Annotated in this window: 10 protein-coding genes; 3 read left to right on the forward strand and 7 right to left on the reverse strand. The window is 40.1% G+C overall.

The genetic code is table 11. The features are described from left to right. Nucleotides 1-3: 3 nt before the first annotated feature. The 3 genes from QWZ01_RS07395 to QWZ01_RS07405 all read right to left on the reverse strand — a co-directional run bounded on the left by QWZ01_RS07395 (nt 4) and on the right by QWZ01_RS07405 (nt 3617). The gene (locus QWZ01_RS07395) at nt 4-849 is read right to left on the reverse strand and encodes an AraC family transcriptional regulator (protein WP_290322660.1); all 846 of its coding nucleotides are present in this window, start codon (nt 847-849) and stop codon (nt 4-6) included. Between the two features lie 530 nt (nt 850-1379). Continuing rightward, on the reverse strand, nt 1380-2624 hold the full coding sequence (locus tag QWZ01_RS07400) for an MFS transporter (RefSeq protein WP_290322661.1): 1245 nt from the start codon (nt 2622-2624) through the stop codon (nt 1380-1382). A gap of 84 nt (nt 2625-2708) precedes the next feature. After that, nucleotides 2709-3617 (reverse strand): helix-turn-helix domain-containing protein, encoded by a 909-nt coding sequence (locus QWZ01_RS07405; protein ID WP_290322662.1) that lies wholly within the window; start codon nt 3615-3617, stop codon nt 2709-2711. 241 nt (nt 3618-3858) lie between these two features. Here QWZ01_RS07405 and QWZ01_RS07410 point away from each other — a divergent pair, with 241 nt between their 5' ends. Together QWZ01_RS07410 and QWZ01_RS07415 are read left to right on the forward strand one after the other, a co-directional pair. Continuing rightward, nucleotides 3859-4710 (forward strand): NAD(P)-dependent oxidoreductase, encoded by an 852-nt coding sequence (locus QWZ01_RS07410; protein WP_290322663.1) that lies wholly within the window; start codon nt 3859-3861, stop codon nt 4708-4710. Nucleotides 4711-4883: 173 nt separating this feature from the next. Further along, nucleotides 4884-7154, forward strand: a complete 2271-nt coding sequence (locus QWZ01_RS07415) for a GH92 family glycosyl hydrolase (protein ID WP_290322664.1) — start codon at nt 4884-4886, stop codon at nt 7152-7154. Nucleotides 7155-7287: 133 nt separating this feature from the next. Here the strand turns inward: QWZ01_RS07415 and QWZ01_RS07420 are convergent, their stop codons facing one another. From QWZ01_RS07420 to QWZ01_RS07435, 4 genes are all read right to left on the reverse strand, one after another. Then, on the reverse strand, nt 7288-8553 hold the full coding sequence (locus tag QWZ01_RS07420; protein ID WP_290322665.1) for an FAD-dependent oxidoreductase: 1266 nt from the start codon (nt 8551-8553) through the stop codon (nt 7288-7290). Between the two features lie 10 nt (nt 8554-8563). Beyond that, the gene (locus QWZ01_RS07425; RefSeq protein ID WP_290322666.1) at nt 8564-9328 is read right to left on the reverse strand and encodes a helix-turn-helix domain-containing protein; all 765 of its coding nucleotides are present in this window, start codon (nt 9326-9328) and stop codon (nt 8564-8566) included. A 76-nt stretch (nt 9329-9404) separates the two neighbouring features. Then, complete coding sequence (locus QWZ01_RS07430) at nt 9405-13406, reverse strand: hypothetical protein (RefSeq protein ID WP_290322667.1); 4002 nt, start codon at nt 13404-13406, stop codon at nt 9405-9407. Nucleotides 13407-13437: 31 nt separating this feature from the next. Further along, nucleotides 13438-18780, reverse strand: a complete 5343-nt coding sequence (locus QWZ01_RS07435; RefSeq protein WP_290322668.1) for a hypothetical protein — start codon at nt 18778-18780, stop codon at nt 13438-13440. Between the two features lie 459 nt (nt 18781-19239). Here QWZ01_RS07435 and QWZ01_RS07440 point away from each other — a divergent pair, with 459 nt between their 5' ends. Continuing rightward, on the forward strand, nt 19240-19812 hold the full coding sequence (locus QWZ01_RS07440; protein WP_290322669.1) for a Crp/Fnr family transcriptional regulator: 573 nt from the start codon (nt 19240-19242) through the stop codon (nt 19810-19812). Nucleotides 19813-19870 lie beyond the last annotated feature (58 nt).

Here is a 19870-nt window from a genome sequence, read left to right on the forward strand (position 1 = left end):
GATTCATGATTGTTTCCTGAACTGATGAGGTGTAATCTTTGTATATTTTTTAAAAAATTTAGAAAAATAAGCAACATCGTAAAATCCAAGCTCAAAAGCAATAATTTTTAAAGGTGTTTCCGTTGTCAGCAATAAGCGTTTTGATTCCAGAATCAACCGCTCATGAATCAGGGCGGTTGCTGAAATATGAAAATGTCTTTTACAAAGAATGTTCAGATAGTTTGGTGAAATGTTTAATTGATCGGCATAAAATGCAACCAATTTTTCCTTTTTGTAATGGATACCAATAAGTGACCTATACCTGAAAAGTAAGGGTTTGGTTTTGTAAACAGTTAAGTCATTAAATATGTTCTCAGCTTCACGGCTAACCATTAGCGCAATTAACCTGATCCTTGTACTTATAATTTCTGGTACAGGTGCAGGTGTTGCAAGCTCCGATTTGATCAATTCAAATTCATACAAAATTTTCTTAAACGCTTTGGGCCCTAAATTGATCACAGGAAAATTTTGGTAAAGAATTAACGAAAATCGTAAAGAATCGGCCATTGCTTCAAATTCACTTCTGCTGATCATGATTTGATGAGCATGCGTTTTTTCAGACAAGTCCCACTTATGAACTTGCTCTGGAAACAGCATATGTAATTGAAAATCGGCAACCTGATGATCTACAAAATCTATAGTATGAGTACCACCTCCAAACTCAAACAGCATAATGAGAAAAAAATCATGCTTATGCGGTTTTTCAATAAATCTCCTTCCTATTATTTCATGGTAAAGAAAATCTGTTTCGGAATGGTCACCCTGCCGAAATTCGTTGATATCCAGAACGGGAAAATGAGGTACATCCATAGAAAAGGAATATCATCAAAAAACTCCACTAAATATATAATTATAAAACTAACTCATTTCAAGACTTCTTGTGCTGACGAATGAATTTCATTCGTTTCAATATCATCCTCTGTTCCACATTAATAGTGAACAGAGAAATATTTAAAGTTATTCAAAGATTTTCTTTGATTACTGGCGCAGTAATTGCCTTATGAATGTTAATAATTACAAAGTTAAAAACATCAAAGTTTGAAAAGGTTGGTAGGGGTACCAACCTTTTTTATACTATAGCAAGCAACTCTCACTTCTATATATTGTAGCCCTTGATTTAATAATCAAGGGCTTTCTTTTTTATCAATATCGAGGAAAAAAATCCACACCAAAATCTATCATTTCCCCAATTTTCTACAAAAACCATTTAAAAATTAAGATGTAAGCATTTGGACATTGTAATAAACATGATACAAATATCATCTTTACTAAATTAGCATCTCTTAAATGACAGTTGAAATACTTCTTCAGGCTTAAATGAGCAACACTATATTCCCGGTTTACTCCATCATTAAGCCAACTTCTTGCTCTTCTACATCACCTGTCTGCTTAGGGCTGGCATTCCGGTCAATCCATTTAACTTTTAAAACAAGTAGCAATATTCCCAGAATCAATATAGAGTAACCCACACCTAACCATGCCTGACTATTAATATTAATAACTTTAACTACGATGAAGCTAAAGGCAGAAGTTGAAATGATATATCCGCCACCGGTTAATCCGCTGGCCATGCCGCCATATTGTGAAAACCGGGTTAAACAATACGCCAGCATACCATTAAAAATAAAACCGGCTGCCGAATGAAGAAGGATTACGTAAGCCATTAAAGTATACAGATTATGTATCTGCAAAGTTAACAGGATCAAACAGCCGGAAAGCACCAATTGCACAACAGCACCTGCAAACATTCTCTTAAAGAACGGCCTGGAAAGAACAGCTTTGGAAATCAAACTTCCGCCAAGCATGGCTAAACCAGAAATCATGGAGCAATTACCTGTTACAGTTGCCGGATAATGCATTACTTTTTCAATCAAAAAAGGGCTCGACATATTGTAGATCATTAAAACGCCATAAGATAGTCCCAAAATAAAAAGCCCAGCAGTAAAGTCCCAAGTACTGATCATCAGGCGATAGGCTTTACCGATAGTTTCCAAACGGAATGGGACTTTCTTAGAGATCGTTTCGCCACTGAATATGAGTTCCAATAACAGGAATACAAGACCGAAACAACCGAGAAAATAGAAGTTTGATTGCCAGCCAAAATGAGTTTGTAAAAATCCCCCGGCAAATGGTGCAAGAATAGGAGCTGCCGACCAAATGATTGAGAAAAGACTGGTATAATGTTTAAGTTTTTCCCCCGAAAATAAATCGAAGAAAAAAGATCTTTTACTAACCACAATAGCAGCCGACATAAGCCCTTGTATGGCACGCATATAATAGATCACCTGTAGGTTCCCGGTATTGGCAATCACAAAGCTTGCCACACTGAACCCAGCCAGTGCTATGATATTTGGCCTGTATCGGCCATAGCTGTCAAGCAGGCCTCCAACTAATAACTGTCCTATTCCGTAAGTCGCTAAAAATATTGAGATGGATAATTGTATAGCTGCAGGACTTGCATTTAGTTTTGCGCTCATATTTGGTAATGATGGGATATAAATATCCAGCGCGAAACCAGTAATAGGTATAAGGCAAAATGCCAATATGGTACTAATGCCTTTATTTGATTCTTTGATCTTTTTCATGTGTTGCTTTAATTATACAAAAGTACATCCGGTGGCTTACCAATAGGTAAAATGAATCAAAGCAATACTTATACAAATCAAATATTAACCAACTTCTCTTAGTTGCTCCCTGAAAAGCAATGGAGTGGTGTGTGTATTTTGTTTAAAATATTTATTAAAATGAGAAGGATATTCAAAGCCAAGCGTATAGGCTATCTGCGCAGCATCCCAATCAGTATTGATGAGCAATGTTTTTGCCTCCTCTACAATCCGTTCGTGAATAATCTCCCGGGTTGTTTTACCGGTTGCCTTTTTAACCACGTTGTTAAGGGAGTTAACATGAATATGCAGCTGATCTGCGTAGGAGGCCGGGGTAAGTAGTCGCAGTGGATTTTCAGGCGAATCAACCGGAAACTGCTGATTAAGTATATTAAAAAACCTGGCTATCAAACGGTCATTGGAGTTGTCCTGCTCAACCGGCCCTTGTAAACGGATACCTTCCAATATCATCATTTGCAACAGGTTTCTGATCATATCATATTTATAAACATACTGGCTGGCAAGCAGCGCTTCCATTTCCCGGTACAAATTTACAAACCGATCACTCTGTTCGGTAGTTAAAGGAATAACTGCAGGTATAGCCGGGTTAAATAAAGCGCTGCGATACCTGATATCCTGCCTAATAGTGTTCAACAGAAAAGTATCATTAAATAAGCAGTAGAAGCCAGATTGTGATTCAGAGATAAGCCTGTGAGATGATGGAACTGATGGATTATAAAATATAATACTCCTGTTGTTGATCATTGTATCTTTACCTGCTGCAGTGTGAACCCCATCCCCAATGATCAAGCATATTTTATAATAATCCCTGCGATGATACGGTGTTTGTTTAGTCACACACATACGTTCCTTTACATTAAAGTGGCTCACATTTGCTTTAGCAAGCAAATCGGCAGGCATTTGTTGATTAGTACGCTGATAAAATTCCGGCAAAGTTTCTATTCCAATTTGCATAGATTTATTATTATACAAGTCAAATATAAAGCATAAAAAAAGGCATAGTTGCTTTGCAACAAGAAATGACTGATGGTTTACAAAGCGATCAGTTAAATTTATTGAAATTTTATGCTTTCAGCTCACTGCAGCCAATGGAAAAATTATTTCATCCGGCCAACTGTAACGGTTCTCTTATTTTTGAATAAAACCATTCTGATATTATTTTAGTTCTTCAATATAAACCTTAAAAAAATAACAGATGAAAGCATTTCTTGGCATGGGCCTACTGGGCTCAAATTTTGTAAAAGCGATGATTAAAAAGGGCGATCAAGTACAAGTTTGGAACCGGAACCCATCCAGGGCGGAAGCACTGCAAACCTATGGAGCAAAAGCCTTTGCTGACGTAGCACAAGCAGTAAAAGGTGCAACTACCATCCACTTAACCTTAAAAGATGACGCCTCTGTAGATGAGGTTCTGAAATTAGCCAGCAAGGGCTTTGCGAATGGTACCACCATTATTGATCATACCACCACTTCTGTTAAGGGAGCGATTGAACGAACAGCATATTGGAAGGGTCAAGGATTTACATATCTTCATGCGCCAGTATTCATGGGGCCGCCTAACGCGCTGGAAAGCACAGGATATATGTTGGTTTCGGGAGATCAGGATATAATTGGAAAGGTGCAACCCGAACTGGAAAAAATGACAGGAAAAGTGATCAACTTCGGGCCGCAAGAAGGCAAAGCTGCCGGAATGAAACTAACAGGCAATCTGTTTTTAATTACGCTAACCGCCGGAATAACCGATACTTTAGCATTTGCAAAAGCTATAGGTATTTCCTCCAACGATGTTTCCACCTTATTTGAATCCTGGAATCCGGGTGCGGGCATGCCCGCCCGGCTAAAAAAGATTGCTGCCGGAGATTTTAAACAACCTTCATGGGAGCTTAATATGGCCCGCAAAGATGCCGGTCTCATGCAATCTGCTGCTGAACAATCAGATGTGAAGCTAACTTTAATACCTGTGATCATTGAATTAATGGATTCCTGGATCTCCAAAGGACATGGCAACGATGATTGGAGTGTCATTGCAACAGATGCGGTATCCTGAAATGTAACACGGCTGCCAATGTAATTCACGAAAGCAAGAGTAATTGGACCTTTGCTAATGTTGCTTTTCATTTCGTTTTTATAGAATGTTTTTTCAATTCAGTAATTTATCATCAAGATTCATTAAACCCTGCTAACTTTAGCGTTATTATTTATCCTGTAAAATAGCTACTCATGATCAAAGCCAAATCCTTATTAGCTCTTATCGGGTTTATTGGAACTTTTACAATAACAGCAGCCAATGTACCCAAACCTCCAAAAACTACTGCCAAAGAGCCTGTGGATTATGTTAATCCTTATATAGGTAACATAAGTCATATGCTGGTGCCCACCTACCCAACCACACACTTGCCCAACAGCATGATGCGCGTTTTCCCGGTACGCAATGATTACACCAGTAACCATTTGGGTGGCTTACCATTAATAGTTACCCATCACCGGTCCAGGTCAGATTTTAACTTCTACCCTTACCAGGGCGACGAAAGCGGTATATCACCAAATGTTAATTTAAGTTACGATCAGGAAAAGGTTACCCCTTATCGTTATCAGGTATACCTTGACGAATTAAACATTGGTATTGATTTTGCCCCCTCTCATCAGAGTGCCGTGTATCAAATATCGTTTGATAAAAAGGGTGCACCTTACCTTGTATTTAATTGCAAACGCGGACAAATAAAAGCCAGCGGAAAGGTAATCAGCGGTCACCAGGATCTGGACAACAAAACAGCAGTTTACATTTATGCCGAAACAGACATCCCCCCCGCCAAAGTGGGTGTGCCTGCGAAAGGCCAGATAAACTGGAACGCTGAACCCGCAGCTTCCGTGGCATTATTATATCCTGATGGAACAAAAAAAATAGGCATCCGTTACGGGGTATCTTTTATAAGTGTAGATCAGGCCAGGAAAAATCTTGAGCGGGAGATTAAAGGCTATGATGTAAATGCCATAGCATTAGCAGGCCGCAACATTTGGAACAAAGCGTTGGGAAAAATAGCTGTTTCAGGTGCTTCGGATAAAGAAACTACCGTATTTTACACATCGTTATACCGCACCTATGAGCGGCCAGTATGCATCAGTGAAGATGGTCAATATTTTAGTGCATCAGACGGAAAAGTGCATCATGACGAAGGGCACCTCTTCTATACCGATGATTGGCTTTGGGATACCTATCGTGCCGCTCATCCATTACGTATCTTGATCAATAAAACTGCCGAAAATGATATTTTGCGTTCGTACATCCTCATGGCACAACAAACCGGTGAAAACTGGATGCCTACGTTTCCGGGCGTTGATGGCGATGATCGCGGCATGAATTGCAACCACGGCGTTGCTACCATAGCTGATGCATGGAATAAAGGTTTGAGAGGTTTTGACCTGGCAAAGGCCTACGAAGTTTGTAAAGGTGCTATTGAAGATAAGTCATTGTTGCCATGGTCACATGCGGTGCCGGCGGGTGAGCTGGATGACTTTTATAAAAAAAACGGCTATTTCCCTGCCCTGAAACCCGGTGAAAAAGAAACTGTTGCAAACGTAAATAGCTGGGAGAAACGACAACCTATTGCCGTTACTCTCGGAACCTCTTTTGATGAATGGTGCCTTTCGCAAATAGCACTCGGTTTAGGAAATACAAAAGATGCGGATCATTACCTTCGCGCTTCTTACAACTACCGCCACGTTTTTAATCCACAAACAGGTTTTTTTCATCCCAAGGATAAAGACGGTAATTTTATTGAACCATTGGATTACCGGACTTCCGGAGGACCCGGAGCTCGTGAATATTATGATGAGAACAACGGCTACATTTACCGCTGGGACGTGCAGCATAATATAGGCGACTTGGTTTCGCTGGTTGGCGGTAATCAAAAATTTGTTGACGCATTGGAGAATATGTTTAATGAGCCTTATCCTATGGCAAGGTGGAGCTTTTACAATATTTTGCCTGATCATACCGGTAACGTAGGGATGTTTTCAATGGCCAACGAGCCCAGCTTCCATATTCCGTATTTATACAACTATGCTGGTGCACCCTGGCGTACTCAAAAACGCATTCGTTCGTTACTGGATGAGTGGTACCGCAATGATTTAATGGGTGTTCCTGGTGATGAAGACGGCGGCGGCATGACTGCTTTCGTAGTATTTAGCCAGATGGGCTTTTACCCGGTTACCCCGGGCTCTCCTACCTATAACATCGGCAGTCCGTGCTTTTCATACGTGAAAATAAATTTAGGTAATGGTAAGTTTTTTGAAATAAAAGCGCTTAATGCTTCATTCAATAACAAATACATTCAATCTGCCAGATTAAATGGAAAAGTATGGGACAAGCCATGGTTTAGTCATAGCGACATAGCTAACGGTGGAACCCTGGAACTGGTGATGGGACCGATTGCCAATAAAACCTGGGGAGTAAGCTCTCCACCCCCATCTGCTGCGCCCATGCCTTTATAGAATGTGTTTTAAAATCATTTTAGAAGTCTGTAAATTGAATATTTACAGACTTTTTCTTTACATGATATTCATTAATCTCAATATTTAAAATACCCTTTGCATAATTGGATAAGCAACTTGTAAACAATATACGTTATTGAAATGACTTCTGGACAGGCGCTATTCCGAATATTTTACGGATTACTGGAATGAGATTTACTTTAATAATATAATTGGCTATAAATAATGCTTGATTAAACTTATTTTCCCCAAACATGGCAAGCATGTTTTTCAAAGCATCCGATTCATGCATCCATTCGGTATTGAATAAGGTTGCCTGGCCGATTTTTGAAAACCTATTGAACATTTGCTTTTCATAATGCGCAATGGCTAATCTTGAATCAGTAAATTTCAGATTAGTAAGTGCTTCACTTAATTGCAATGCATCAAGCATAGCCATGTTAACCCCCTCCCCAGCAAAAGGTGGCATCCAATGAGCTGCATCTCCTAATAGAGTGATATTAGATTTCCCCTCCCATTTTTGATTTAGAGGCATGCAATATTGTGGCCGGGGAATGAAAACCGTATCCTGATCTTCAAAAAGCTCCCACCAAACCGGGCTCCATTCTTTAAATTTCTCCTTAAACCAATTGAGCACCTGATTATGATCTTTAAAATCGATTCCACTTTCCCTCATCCAAAACTCTTCAGATTTAAAACTGACAGCAAATCCGAAACTACCATCACCCTTTGAGCTTACAATTAAAGTTTTTCCATTTTCGAAAGCAAATATTTTGCCCCCCTTTAAAAGTTTATGTATAAGAGGAGCCGTTTTAGCTGCATCTTTTATTGAACCTTCCAGCATGGTAATTCCCGTCCAATAAGGTTTAATATCAGTTACCAATGGTCTGATTTTCGAATTTGCACCATCTGCTCCAATTATTAAATCAGCAATTACACAATTACCATCTCGAAAAATCAGTTTCCATCTATCTTGCAGCGGCTCAATGCTAACAATGTGGCTATTCCATACTACTGTCTCTGGTTTCAGGGAATCTATCAAAATATCTCTTAGCGGTCCACGATCTATTTCAGGTCTGTTGATCTTTCTATCAAACTTTTCTTTATCAACATTTAAATGTTCATCTGAATAAATTTTTACGTGACCATCTACTACTCTAACCAATTCTGCACCCGGGCGGTAATTCTTTTTAAATTCATCCATTAATCCGGCTTTGGCTAACGCTGCGAGGCCAGATTCAGTATGCAGATCAAGCGCACCACCTTGTATTCGTGCGTTTCTATCAATATCTCTTTCATAAACAGCAACATCAACCCCTTTGAGTTGTAAAAGACGGGCCAGTGTTAAGCCGCCAGGTCCGCCGCCGATGATGGCGATCTTTTTGTTCTTAATGTTCATGCCTGCAAAATTATTGTTCAGGCAAGACGGATAATAGTATAAATCGGTCGTTTTGATTTTGAGATAAAGTTTTAGGAACTACCCCAGAAAACTTTTTAATTTCTTTAATGAAATGTGTTTGATCGGTAAAGTTTTGTTCAGGAAATAACCGGCCGGCCTTAATTTGCGGAAGCGAAGCTCTGAATCTTAAAATATTACAATATGCTTTTAAAGAAATACCAAATTGGTCATTAAAATAGCGATTGATCTGCCTGCTGCTCCAGGCTACCTGGTCGGCCAGTTCGTGAACTGGTAAAGAGCCATTGGAAGAATAGATAAGATCAAACAGCTTTTTCTTCCTACTGTCAATTCCAGTCTTGATTAGGGTAAAAAGGATTGTAGAAACCTTTTTACAGAAAATGTCAAAGTCAGTAAGTTCATCTTTGCTGATATCTAAAAAGCCAGCCGGTAAACGTTGACCCTGATTTAATAACGAAGCCATTTTAATATCAAGCAAGTATTCAATGGCCAACAATTTAAAACTGACAGCATACATGATCATTTGCGAAGGGATCACGGCTTGTTCGGGCTTAGTATCTAAACCCTTTAATGTAGCATGAAAGGCTTCTTTCTTAGCATACGAAAACATAATATCAAACCTACCATCGGGTAAAATTATTATTTCCCTGCTATCGGTTGAGCTATTACTGATCATCCAGAAACTTTCAACAAAATCGGAAAGTTCAGCAACCGGTTTTACAGTTTTTAATTGCATTCCCTCTGTGGGCATATCCATTATTTGTATATCATCAACGCCATTCTAATTAGATGATTCGGCTTTAATCAAATATGGAAATTATAACTTTAAAAATTCAATCACAATTTTCACAACAAATTTCAGGAGCTGCTACAAGCCTTGAAGTTCTTAATATCCTATACTGCCCAAGTTGAGCCGATAGCGGATTTATCGAATCGTCAGCCAATGATTTACCTCCATAAACATTTTTGTAAATGAATTGCTCATAACGCGGCATCATCTCTACTGTCAGCACACTTAGCCCAACATCTCCCCTTAAATTGAATTGCTTTAAATAAAAATCTATTTCGGCGGCGCTCCACAAGGTGGTTGCAATAAGCGGGGCATCATCATTGGTTTTCCGGTTATTGGCATCCTTTATAGCTAAGAAATTTCTGTTGGCTAAAAATACATTTAAAGGTATTTGTTCTTGTGGTGCCTGATAGATCATTCGTGATTCGGCCAATAGAATATTCCTATTTTCTTTATTATCAGCCTGTTTAACCTGCGCATATAGCATGGCCCATATTTCTGTTCTTGGCGGTTTAGCTGTTACATTTTTACCGTTAAAAACTGCTGTTGCATACTGTGCAGTAACCACGATACCTCCCTGATTACGCTCCACCAGGCATTTCAATGACGGTGCTGCATGTTGTACTCCGTTTATTCGTGCAGGATGACCAAAGCGACCGTTTGCTGTACTCCAAATTTTATTGGTATGCCCTACCCGCAACTCATACGTGAAAAAACCAAATAGTTCCGGAGATTCATAATGCAATCCTTCGGGTAGTGGGAGGATGTAGTGAACGGGAGATACTTTGATCAATGGTGCACCTGAATCAGGTATTTCCATGATCATTGGCTGCATGGCATCAATACCAGCGTTATCATTTCCATGATCTTTCGTTATCACCCTGATCAGTTCGGGATCGATGGCCAGTGGAGGGTCTTCCTGTTTTGTGAGTGAAGCGTCGGGATTAGGGAAACTCAGTAATGGATCAGGGGCATAAGTCAATATACGGGCAAAATAAGTATCGTTAGGATCAGCAATAGCTTCTTCAAATTCTAACCATAAACAACGTTGGCGTACTGCAGTTTCCGAATAATTATCATTATGGTGATAAGGCGACAACGCGATCCCCGCGGCGACAACTTTAGGCACCTGCACAGGTATTACCGTACAAGGCAAGCTCAAAACATTAACCACAGTATTATTAGCAACTGAATCTCCGGCAACAGCAGGGATAAAAGAAGGCTTTATTGTATATTGAACTTCAATACTGTTTGGAAAGGGCGCTGCAATAGTTGTGGGTTTGGTTTGATCTTTTTTAGGTTCAACTGCATCAATAAAAACAATACGCGTATAGCTCCGTTCGGGATTGTTGATAGCCTCTCTGCTGGCAGTTCTTTTAGTTTCTACATATCCTACCGTTTCAGATTCAGAGGTTGCCGCTTCATCTGTGAACTGCTTTTCCCTTACTATTTCAAAGCTGTTGTATTGTAAACCATCCCATGTCCAGTCTCTTTGCAAGTTAAAAGTACTTACGCATAACCAATGGTCAAATAGCTCTCCTGTAGTGGCAAATGAGATAGATGAATTATCGGGTGCCAATGTATGCCTGATACGGTTGCTACAGGCAAACTGCACCCTTTCGCCTGGTTTACCAAGTAATGACATGCCTTTAAAGTTTAACTCTAATTGTGATGCAAGCCTTTGCATTATAGTACTTTGCTTGCCTTCCACGCCAGCCACTACATCGCTAACCAGTGTTTCAGAATTATTGACCGGCACAGGATCTGGCTGCAAATAAAGCCCCTGTAGTTGTTTTGATACCAAAGTAGGTAAAAAGAGATCTTTTTCGGCAACAGCATCTTTTCTGACAAAAAACTGAATGGATTCCCCCACCCGTTTTAACTCACCGGCAAATAAGGTTTTATCAAAACTAAAATATTCAGGCGAATCCTCTTTATCTGTACAATTAGGAAAAATTGTGATCCTGATATCTCTTGAAGTTGGAACAACTAGGGTGTTTCCTTCATCAATCTGCACCTTGGATAGCTGTAAGTCACCTAAATCTATCTCGTTTCCAAAATCGATAACATTGGCATCCCGGTACTCCAATTGCAGGTTAAATGCCTGATCTGTTTCTGTAGGAAATTTCCTGACAGTAGTATAAAGCGGAATAAAAGCTTCGCTTTTACTAATTGAAGCAGCGTTATCCATGGTAAGCGTTTTAAGTTCTACCAGGATAAAAACACTATCAACGTCAGGGTCAAAGTAGCTTACTTCGCGCTGATCTTTAATATGCTCTCCGGGTGCTTTGTCAGTATGCAGCAGGTTTTTATCGTCGATAAGTTTTTGAAATGCCTGTTCTGTATCCATCTGCGTGAACAATAATGCCGGATAACCTAAACGCGGACGAAAAATATCAAAGTCATCGCCGGTGAGGAAAGTCGTAGCCGAGGCATTAGGATCGGGCTGCGCGGATTGCGGTTTGATAACAACTTGTTTTGGCGCTACATATCGCTGGAAAACAATAGAAGAATGAGGCGATGGGGAATCATTTCGTTCCGGATCGCTTAGCACAGGTCCACCTCCACTTAAATCAGCCAGCCGCACCCGAAAATCATAAGCTTTACCATATTTAAGTTCACAATTTTGCGGAAGTACAGGATCATATAAACCTCCGGTTTGGTTTGGCTGGGCTTTAATATTACTGTCGCTGTATTTGCCGGGCTCTGCTAAGGCACCAGAAGCGTCTAATTGTTGCACCCTCTTATCAGGGAGTACCAGTGAAGCACCATACCACTGTGTAAAATAACTGGGCAGCCATAAGGAAGATGTTGGGTTAACTTTAGACGGAAATACCTGAACACCAGTTTCAACAGATTGACCGGCCGGAGCAATTTGCTCAGAAGCCAGCATAAGTGATTGATTAGAAATAGTATTCACCAAGGAATTCCAATCGTCTTTATCAGATTCTTTAACATCAACACGATAACTAAAAACACCCAATGGGGCATCAATTCTTTTAGTTGGCGTAAGCGGATCGGCCAGTAACTGCCTGTTTAACCAAATTAGTAACTGCTCATCATCCCACCCTAAACGAATGCCTGCATCTTTCTGCACATGCATGCCATCAGGTTCTTCACTTAATGTATTGGCACTTTTGGGCTGTATGGCGTGTACTATCTTTGCAAAGCCATCATCGTAATCGGCTGTTTCTATCATCAACTCATCAAATCCGCCAACAGGTTGCGCCGGACCCGGTACCACCGGAAACAGCAGAGCCGCAAATAGCTGGCGGTCTTCAGTTATAACAGGAATACGTGCAGCATATTGTTTAAGTTCCGTTGCGGCAAGGCCAAATGTACCGGCCGGGTCAAGAAGCTCAAAATTTACCCATCCGCCATTTTGAAAATAATTATCAGTTGGCAATGTAAGTTTTACATTATGAAGCAGGCCAATACTTTTACTTAGCAAAGGTTGCCGAAGGCAAATAGCGATAATTCGTCCCCAGGATACCTCGTCTCCAGATTGCTTGAATGTTGGATCATACGGACCTGTACGTTTGATAGCACAATGATAGCTATCATCGGTTTTGGCAAATGGCGTTCTTGGTGTACTGTAATTAAAGGCCGACCGATATGATTGAGGAAGATATTTTTTTGCACCATCTGTATCCGGCATCGCATCACCTGCTCCTAAGCTATCGCTTCCATCTCCATTTTTTAATGGAAAAGATTTACTCAAGCCCTCATAAAGTGCTACCATATTTGCAGGAAAAGCTATGTTTGTTGGAAAAGACTCTGATGTTACACCTTCGTCTTTTAAGACATTGGCATCTGAAAAAGGGTAACTGGAAAGTCCTTTAATCACATTGATCTGAAATTTAGGATCACCTCCTATAAACGACGGAAGACTTACCTGAGTACCTGGCGTAAGTAAACTATCAAAGGGCTTAAGATCATTTAATAATGCCTGGGTAGGTAGGATCAATATATTCAAATCCAATTCCCTTCCTGTAATACGTTGCGGAAAGGTTAGTATTCTGAGTTTTTCTGGTAATAGTGGCATAATGTTTTACAATTAAAGTTAATAATTGACCTTAAGCAATCTGACGGCTTTCCTGCCAGGTTTCGGTTACATTAATATCAATAACCCATAGTACACATACATCTACAGAGAATGTTACCTGGGCAATGCAACTGGTTTGTTCAGTCACAAAATCACGATGGATGGAGCCGCCTGCTTCTATCTGGATACAAATGCTCACCAAGCCACCACATATCTCCGCAGAACCTCTGAACATCATAAATGCTCCTACATCAAGCGCTGTAGTGCCAATTCCTATATTGATCTCAACCATGTACAGCACTGCAACGTTGGCAACTACCGGAAGCCCAACAACCAGCTCAACGCCAAAACCTACCTTCATGGTAAAATACAGAGCAGCCTTAGTATCGGCCTGTATGCCCAGATTAACCTGACCTACAGCATATATACTGGCAACACCCAATGTAAAACACTGTACCTGCAAACGACCATAAAAACCAATATAAGCACCACAGGCCGGAACCAATTGTTTCAGGTCGCTCTGTATGGAGATCACCTCATTGAAATAAAATCCTACCTTCAGGCCGGCTTCGAGTTTTAAAGGTGGATTTGGGTTGATAGTTAGTTGTTCCGGTGATGGAAATTTAATAACCGGAATCTCTTTGGAGCAATTAAATTTATATTCCCAGTTATCCGGAGCATTTGACATACCCACATCCATTCCCTTATCAAAATCACCACCGGAAAGTGTTTGCAATACCTGCAAAATATCAACTATCGGTTGCAGCAGAGATCCAAACTGCAGATTAGGCTTATTATACTGAGGTTTAATACTGCTTTGTGCATCAAAATTACCATCAACCCACATCACCTCAGTAAACGGCCCTAAGTCAACAATTATCCGTATATCAGACATTAGCGATTTCCATTTATCCGCTATATCAGCAGCGGTTGAATCTATCCCCAATTTGAGTTTACCTTTATCTCCACTTGTCGATTTATATTGCGCATATATTTTCAGGATCTTTGGTTCATCTATAAAAGCGTATTCATAATCATCAGGTAACAACGCGCCCAGATCAATATCACGGTCTGCCATTTTCATTAAGCCTTCGCCAATGATCTCTATCTCTTTTTCAGCGTTTGTTAGCTGTAGCGCGTTAGCTATATTGGGGAATGGACCTTTTGAATTGAGCAGCTTATATGCATCCGCATAATAGGTTTGGTTACTAAAAAGTTTCTTCACTCCATCAGTAAATTGCGGAATATCAAAAAGTAACTTTTGAGTCCCTGTGGATTGAAGCACGGCGTAATTCAGCTTTGAAGCCGTTTCCTGCACCACATCAACCGGGTTAGCTATTTTAAAATTCGTACTGCCATTCGCTCTGATCAGCGGTACGCTCTGGCCTTCTTCTACTGGGAAAACATCACCTGCATCTGTTTTCAACTTTACAACAGACCATGAACCATCAGGCGGTAATATTAACGAACCTCTGGCACTTGCGGCAAATATTCGCTGCCCTCCTGCATCTAATGCCGGACTTAAATCGGCCCGGGACAAACGCATTTGCTGGTTGGAGCCAGAAATATTGATAATACAATTGATTGGCCCTCCTATAGAGCCATTCTGAAAATTGATAAGATCGGCATATACCGAAGGTGGTATTAATACGCCTGTAGGTGCAAGTTGTACGAAACCAATCATTTTTCGTGATTGCACGTTGTATCTACCCTCAACAGGGTCGGGATTTGGATTGGGTATGCCCCCACTAATGATATTGTCCAGGTGCACATCGCAATCAAAAACCACGCATTCTAATTCAACATTAAATTTTTCATCAAGTGAGGTTAGGTTTGGATATACAATTTTCCAATCGGCAAGTGCGGGTTTTCCTATCTTACCAGGCAGCCCGGTATCATTCAGGCTAAAAGATGAAGGGAATGTTCCCCCATCTGGAAAGTCTTTGATCTCCCGCACTGCGGATATCCCTTTTATAGCTCCGGGATGAAATACATAGGTATTGTTTACATCCACAAGATCAGGTGTGTTGATATCAGCACTGAAATCTATCTTATAATCACAATCAAAAAACGCGTCACTCTCAGCTTTCCAGCCAGAATCAGATCTGAAAACATAACCACTTGGCGAACGCATGAATGTTACAGTCCTAACCACGTGAACAATACCGGCGCAGGTGTACATTACACTGCGTACCTGAACTACCTCATGCGCAGTGCGGCCCATTAATACGTCAAACTTTACCTGGCTTACATCGGCAACTGCGGCAGCATCATTTAACCAATTACTGAAAATACTGGCACCGTAACCAGAAATTTCCATTTTTTCGACTGGCACCTTTGGATTTGAGGAAGCCGATGTGCCCGCGAACACATTGTTAAATATACCTGACACTGTTTTTCCGAGCGTACCTCCTGTCATTGGCAAACCAAAAAGCAGCCATTTCAAGTTACTGTCAATTTGTATAGTCCTGCCCTTAAAAGCGTTACGCTGGTATGGCGATACCGGATTAGGAGCTTTTGCCTTGATCTGTAACCCACCTTTGAAACCCTTAAAAAGCGGCGTATTAAAATGTATGCTGGCATTATCAGCCTCTTTATTGTAAAGCGAGCGGTTAAATTGCGCCTGCGCTACCATAGCAAAAGGAAGTGTAAATGTTGATACCATTTCGCGTGGTATCTTTTTGTCGTTAAACTCCTGAATAAAATGTTTTACGACAGAAACCGGTGCTATAGGAATAAGATAAGGGCTTTCTGAAAAAATATGCGTTGGAATACCATCATTATCATAAACCATTAAACCGGGTGTGGTGGTTACCAGGTCAGTCATGTCCGGGCCTCCTTCCACTGCCAATGGTATATTCAGTATCGGTTCCCATGAAATTTGAGGTAATGTAACCGCACGTACGTACTGTCCGCTGGTTACAACATCCATATTCAATATCTGAAGTGGCAGGTTTACAGGACCTATAGCTGCAGGCTGGGCATCAATGCGGCTAAAGTTGGTAACTCCATCCGCATTCCGGTTCACTCGGATATCAGTACCAAAACTAACTCCCATCTGGTCGGCATTGCTGGAGACATCTAATAACATAAAAGTATCCTTTGGTAGCAACCATCGGTCTCCGCGCGAAAACTGACTATAGCTGCTTACCTCAGCAGGTTGGTCAGGCAGTTGGAAATTAGGTGAGTTTATTACTGTGTTGAATACCTTATCAACTGGTAAAGCTCTGTCTATAACCTGGTTCAGCACCGAATTAGTATCGATCTTAGCAGTTGCGATTTTCATTTCATCAGTGTTTATATTCCTGATAAACTGATCTCTGATATTTATTGCAGGGCCGATGTCAGTGGTTACATCCTTAACTACTGGGCTAACTATCGGTTTAATGATAGGTCCAGGCTTAATATCCGGACGAAGCCTTGTTTGTATATTTTTATTGAAGGTGCCTACACCAAACTGAAAGTTTGCAGGAACCAATGGCTTATCCACGTTATCATTTGTCGCCTTTGGTAAATTTGCTGTAATCAACGACCAGTCAAAAGCTGCAAACCTAAAGTATAAATAGCCTTCGTTTTCAGGTATCGGTGTGACTACTTTATCAGCCGACCATTTAACGAATGCAGCAAGTGCCAAGCCCAGGTTGCTGATATCCAACGAAGCCGGATCTCTTTGTATAGCTGTGTAACTTGATACATAAGGATCGGGCAAGGTTGGCAAATATTGATGCACACCAAACATCAATACTAAACTGCCATTCTTAAGTTGATTGTCTCCGTCTAATTCTCCCGAAACAAACAGGCTGTAGGGTGCGGTTACCTTAAATATTGCATTACGCAAGGCGATGGCATATTGCAGATAAGCTGTTGGGTTGTTGGCATTTCTATCAAACAATAGGTCATTGTCAAGCACATTAGTTTTAAATACAGTTTCTTCCTGAGATATCCAGCCAAGAGCAATGGATGATTGCAGTTTAAACGGTAGTCCATTTGCATCAACAGGTCGGTCAAGTTCAGCCTTATGATTACAAAAATAACTTACAATTTCATGGCCGGTAGTATCACTGATATAAGCAAAAGGAAAGGCCTTACCAAACCCAAGGGTAATGGCTGATTTAAATTTTGAACCCTTATTATTCCATAGATTAAGTTTTTGACTTGCCCTGGTATTTGAAGCAAAAAAATCAATTATGCTTACTATTCCCGGTTCTATAATAATTCCCGGATGCGTAAATAAGGTTAGGCCACCTTTTAAACCTTTCCAGGTGGCAGTGATACCTTTTTTTAGACCAATTGTTAAAGCCCCAATCCCAGCAGCTTCACCAAGCTGTTGCCAGGTTGTTTGAGTAACTGGTAAAAGCCAGCCGCTGTTAACGTCAATAACTGCCTGACCAGCTAAGTTACAAAGCTTTGACTGTGATGAATTTATTTGAAAAGTATCGGGTGTATTACCTACAGTAGATGTTTGATAGGGAATCAGCAACTGGCTTAAAAAATCTATCCATAAAGGCGTTGTGCCCTGATATTTAAAAGCTGTTTCGTTTCCAAATACAGTACAAGACGCATCAACTGTTGTAAAAGCACTGCCTGTACTATTAAAATTCAATTGCAAAGCCTTAGGCAACGAGATTACTGTTGAAGTAGCATCAAATCCGGCATTTGATGAAGGAGTTGCCGGAACATGCTGATCTAAGTTGATATTAAGCGTTGCTGAATTGCCCGGCAAAATAATTATATTACCGGATGTGATGGTGGCAGGAGCATTACAATTCAGCGTTCCCCCGGTAATCTTTAAACCCGTATAAAACGTTTTTAGGGCAGAGTTATTCGCGATCAGAAATGAGGATATCCAGACACTTCCTGCTTCAATTTGATAACTGTTGCGTTGGGTGAGCAACCCGGAAACTGGGATCAGCAATGCCGGATTTGTATCCCCTTGCAGAAATACTTTTATCGTTTTTATTGGCCAGAAGAAATCATACCATTGATCTAAACCATGCTCATCGGTAAAAGGTCCATAGCTTTGACTTGGTTTCATCCCCGTTCCCCAGGCAGGAACGGAATTACCAAGCAAGTTACTGCGTACCGAAACCTCACGTTTAAAGATCAGCGGGGCAGGTTCTGATGTATCAACCTGTGGCTTTACATTCAGGAAATCACTGAAGTGCTTTAACCTGTCTGAAATATCATCACTTGATGCTTCTCCTGCATCCAGATGATGAAGACGATTACCAGTAATTTGCAATTCGGGATTTTGAATCAGGGCGGTAGTAAGATCGCTCCGAAATCTTTTTAATTCTTCGGCTGGCGTTTTTTCGCTGACTTTAAGGCCGGAAGAAAGCTGGTAGAGTTTTAACAACAATTGCTGATCATCCATAATTTTATCATTTATAGCTAAAGAAAACTTATAGAATAAGACGAATAAAGGACGTATAACTCTTCGGCAAACATCCCCCAAAACACAGCTCGCCGAAAAGCTCATGCTGGCAACGGATGATATAATTCAGGTTTGTATTAGATAAGAATCTGAATAAAATTATAATTTATTTTCTGATTATTATTATACAATAAGTTAACAATTATTAACTCAAACAGACACATCTTTTCAATTGATTAACCTGATCAAAAATGATTTAAATAAGACAATAAACAAACCGTACCCTTACGCAAAATCACGCGTAGTTTTACGCATTGAATTGGTTGCTGTGAATTTCAAAAAACATTGAGGTCACTACGTTCGAAATTTTATGCGTCTTTAGTTTATTCGCAAATTACGCCGATGTGATCAAAGTATTTATTTAGATTATTAGCAATTTTGTTGTTGGTAATAATCTAAATGAAAAAACTACTTAGGGAACATTTTGAAAAAATCATAGCATTAACAGACAGTGAGTTTGATTACATTTATGATCATTTTGTATTCAAGAAAATAATAAAACACCAGTTTCTGATTCAACAAGGCGACCGTGTTCATAATGAGTATTTTGTGGTAAAAGGTTGTCTTAAATCGTACATGATTGATAGTGATGATAAAGCTCACATTCTGCAATTTGCACTGCCCGATTGGTGGGTTTCTGATTATCAGGCTTTAAACAATGGCTCCCCGAGTACTTTATATTTAGATTCAGTTGATGGAGCAGAAATATTAAGCATTACAATGGAGAATAAGGACAAATTATGCGCCGAGATGCATAAAGTTGAACATTTTTTCAGAAAGAAAACAAACTGGGGTTATGTGGCACTTCAACAACGGATATTAAGTTTATTGAATAGCAATGCAAAAGACCGTTACGAACAATTGTTAAAACAATATCCTGCATTATTCAAAACTGTACCTAAGCAACTGCTGGCTTCCTACTTGGGTGTTACAAGAGAAACATTGAGTAGATTGTATACACCTGCAAAATAATTTGATATAGATCACATATATTTTGTGACATACATCCTGTGAGGTTTTCTGTATTCGT

It is taken from the genome of Mucilaginibacter aquaedulcis (genome assembly GCF_030409325.1).
Classification (GTDB): Bacteria; Bacteroidota; Bacteroidia; order Sphingobacteriales; family Sphingobacteriaceae; genus Mucilaginibacter; species Mucilaginibacter aquaedulcis.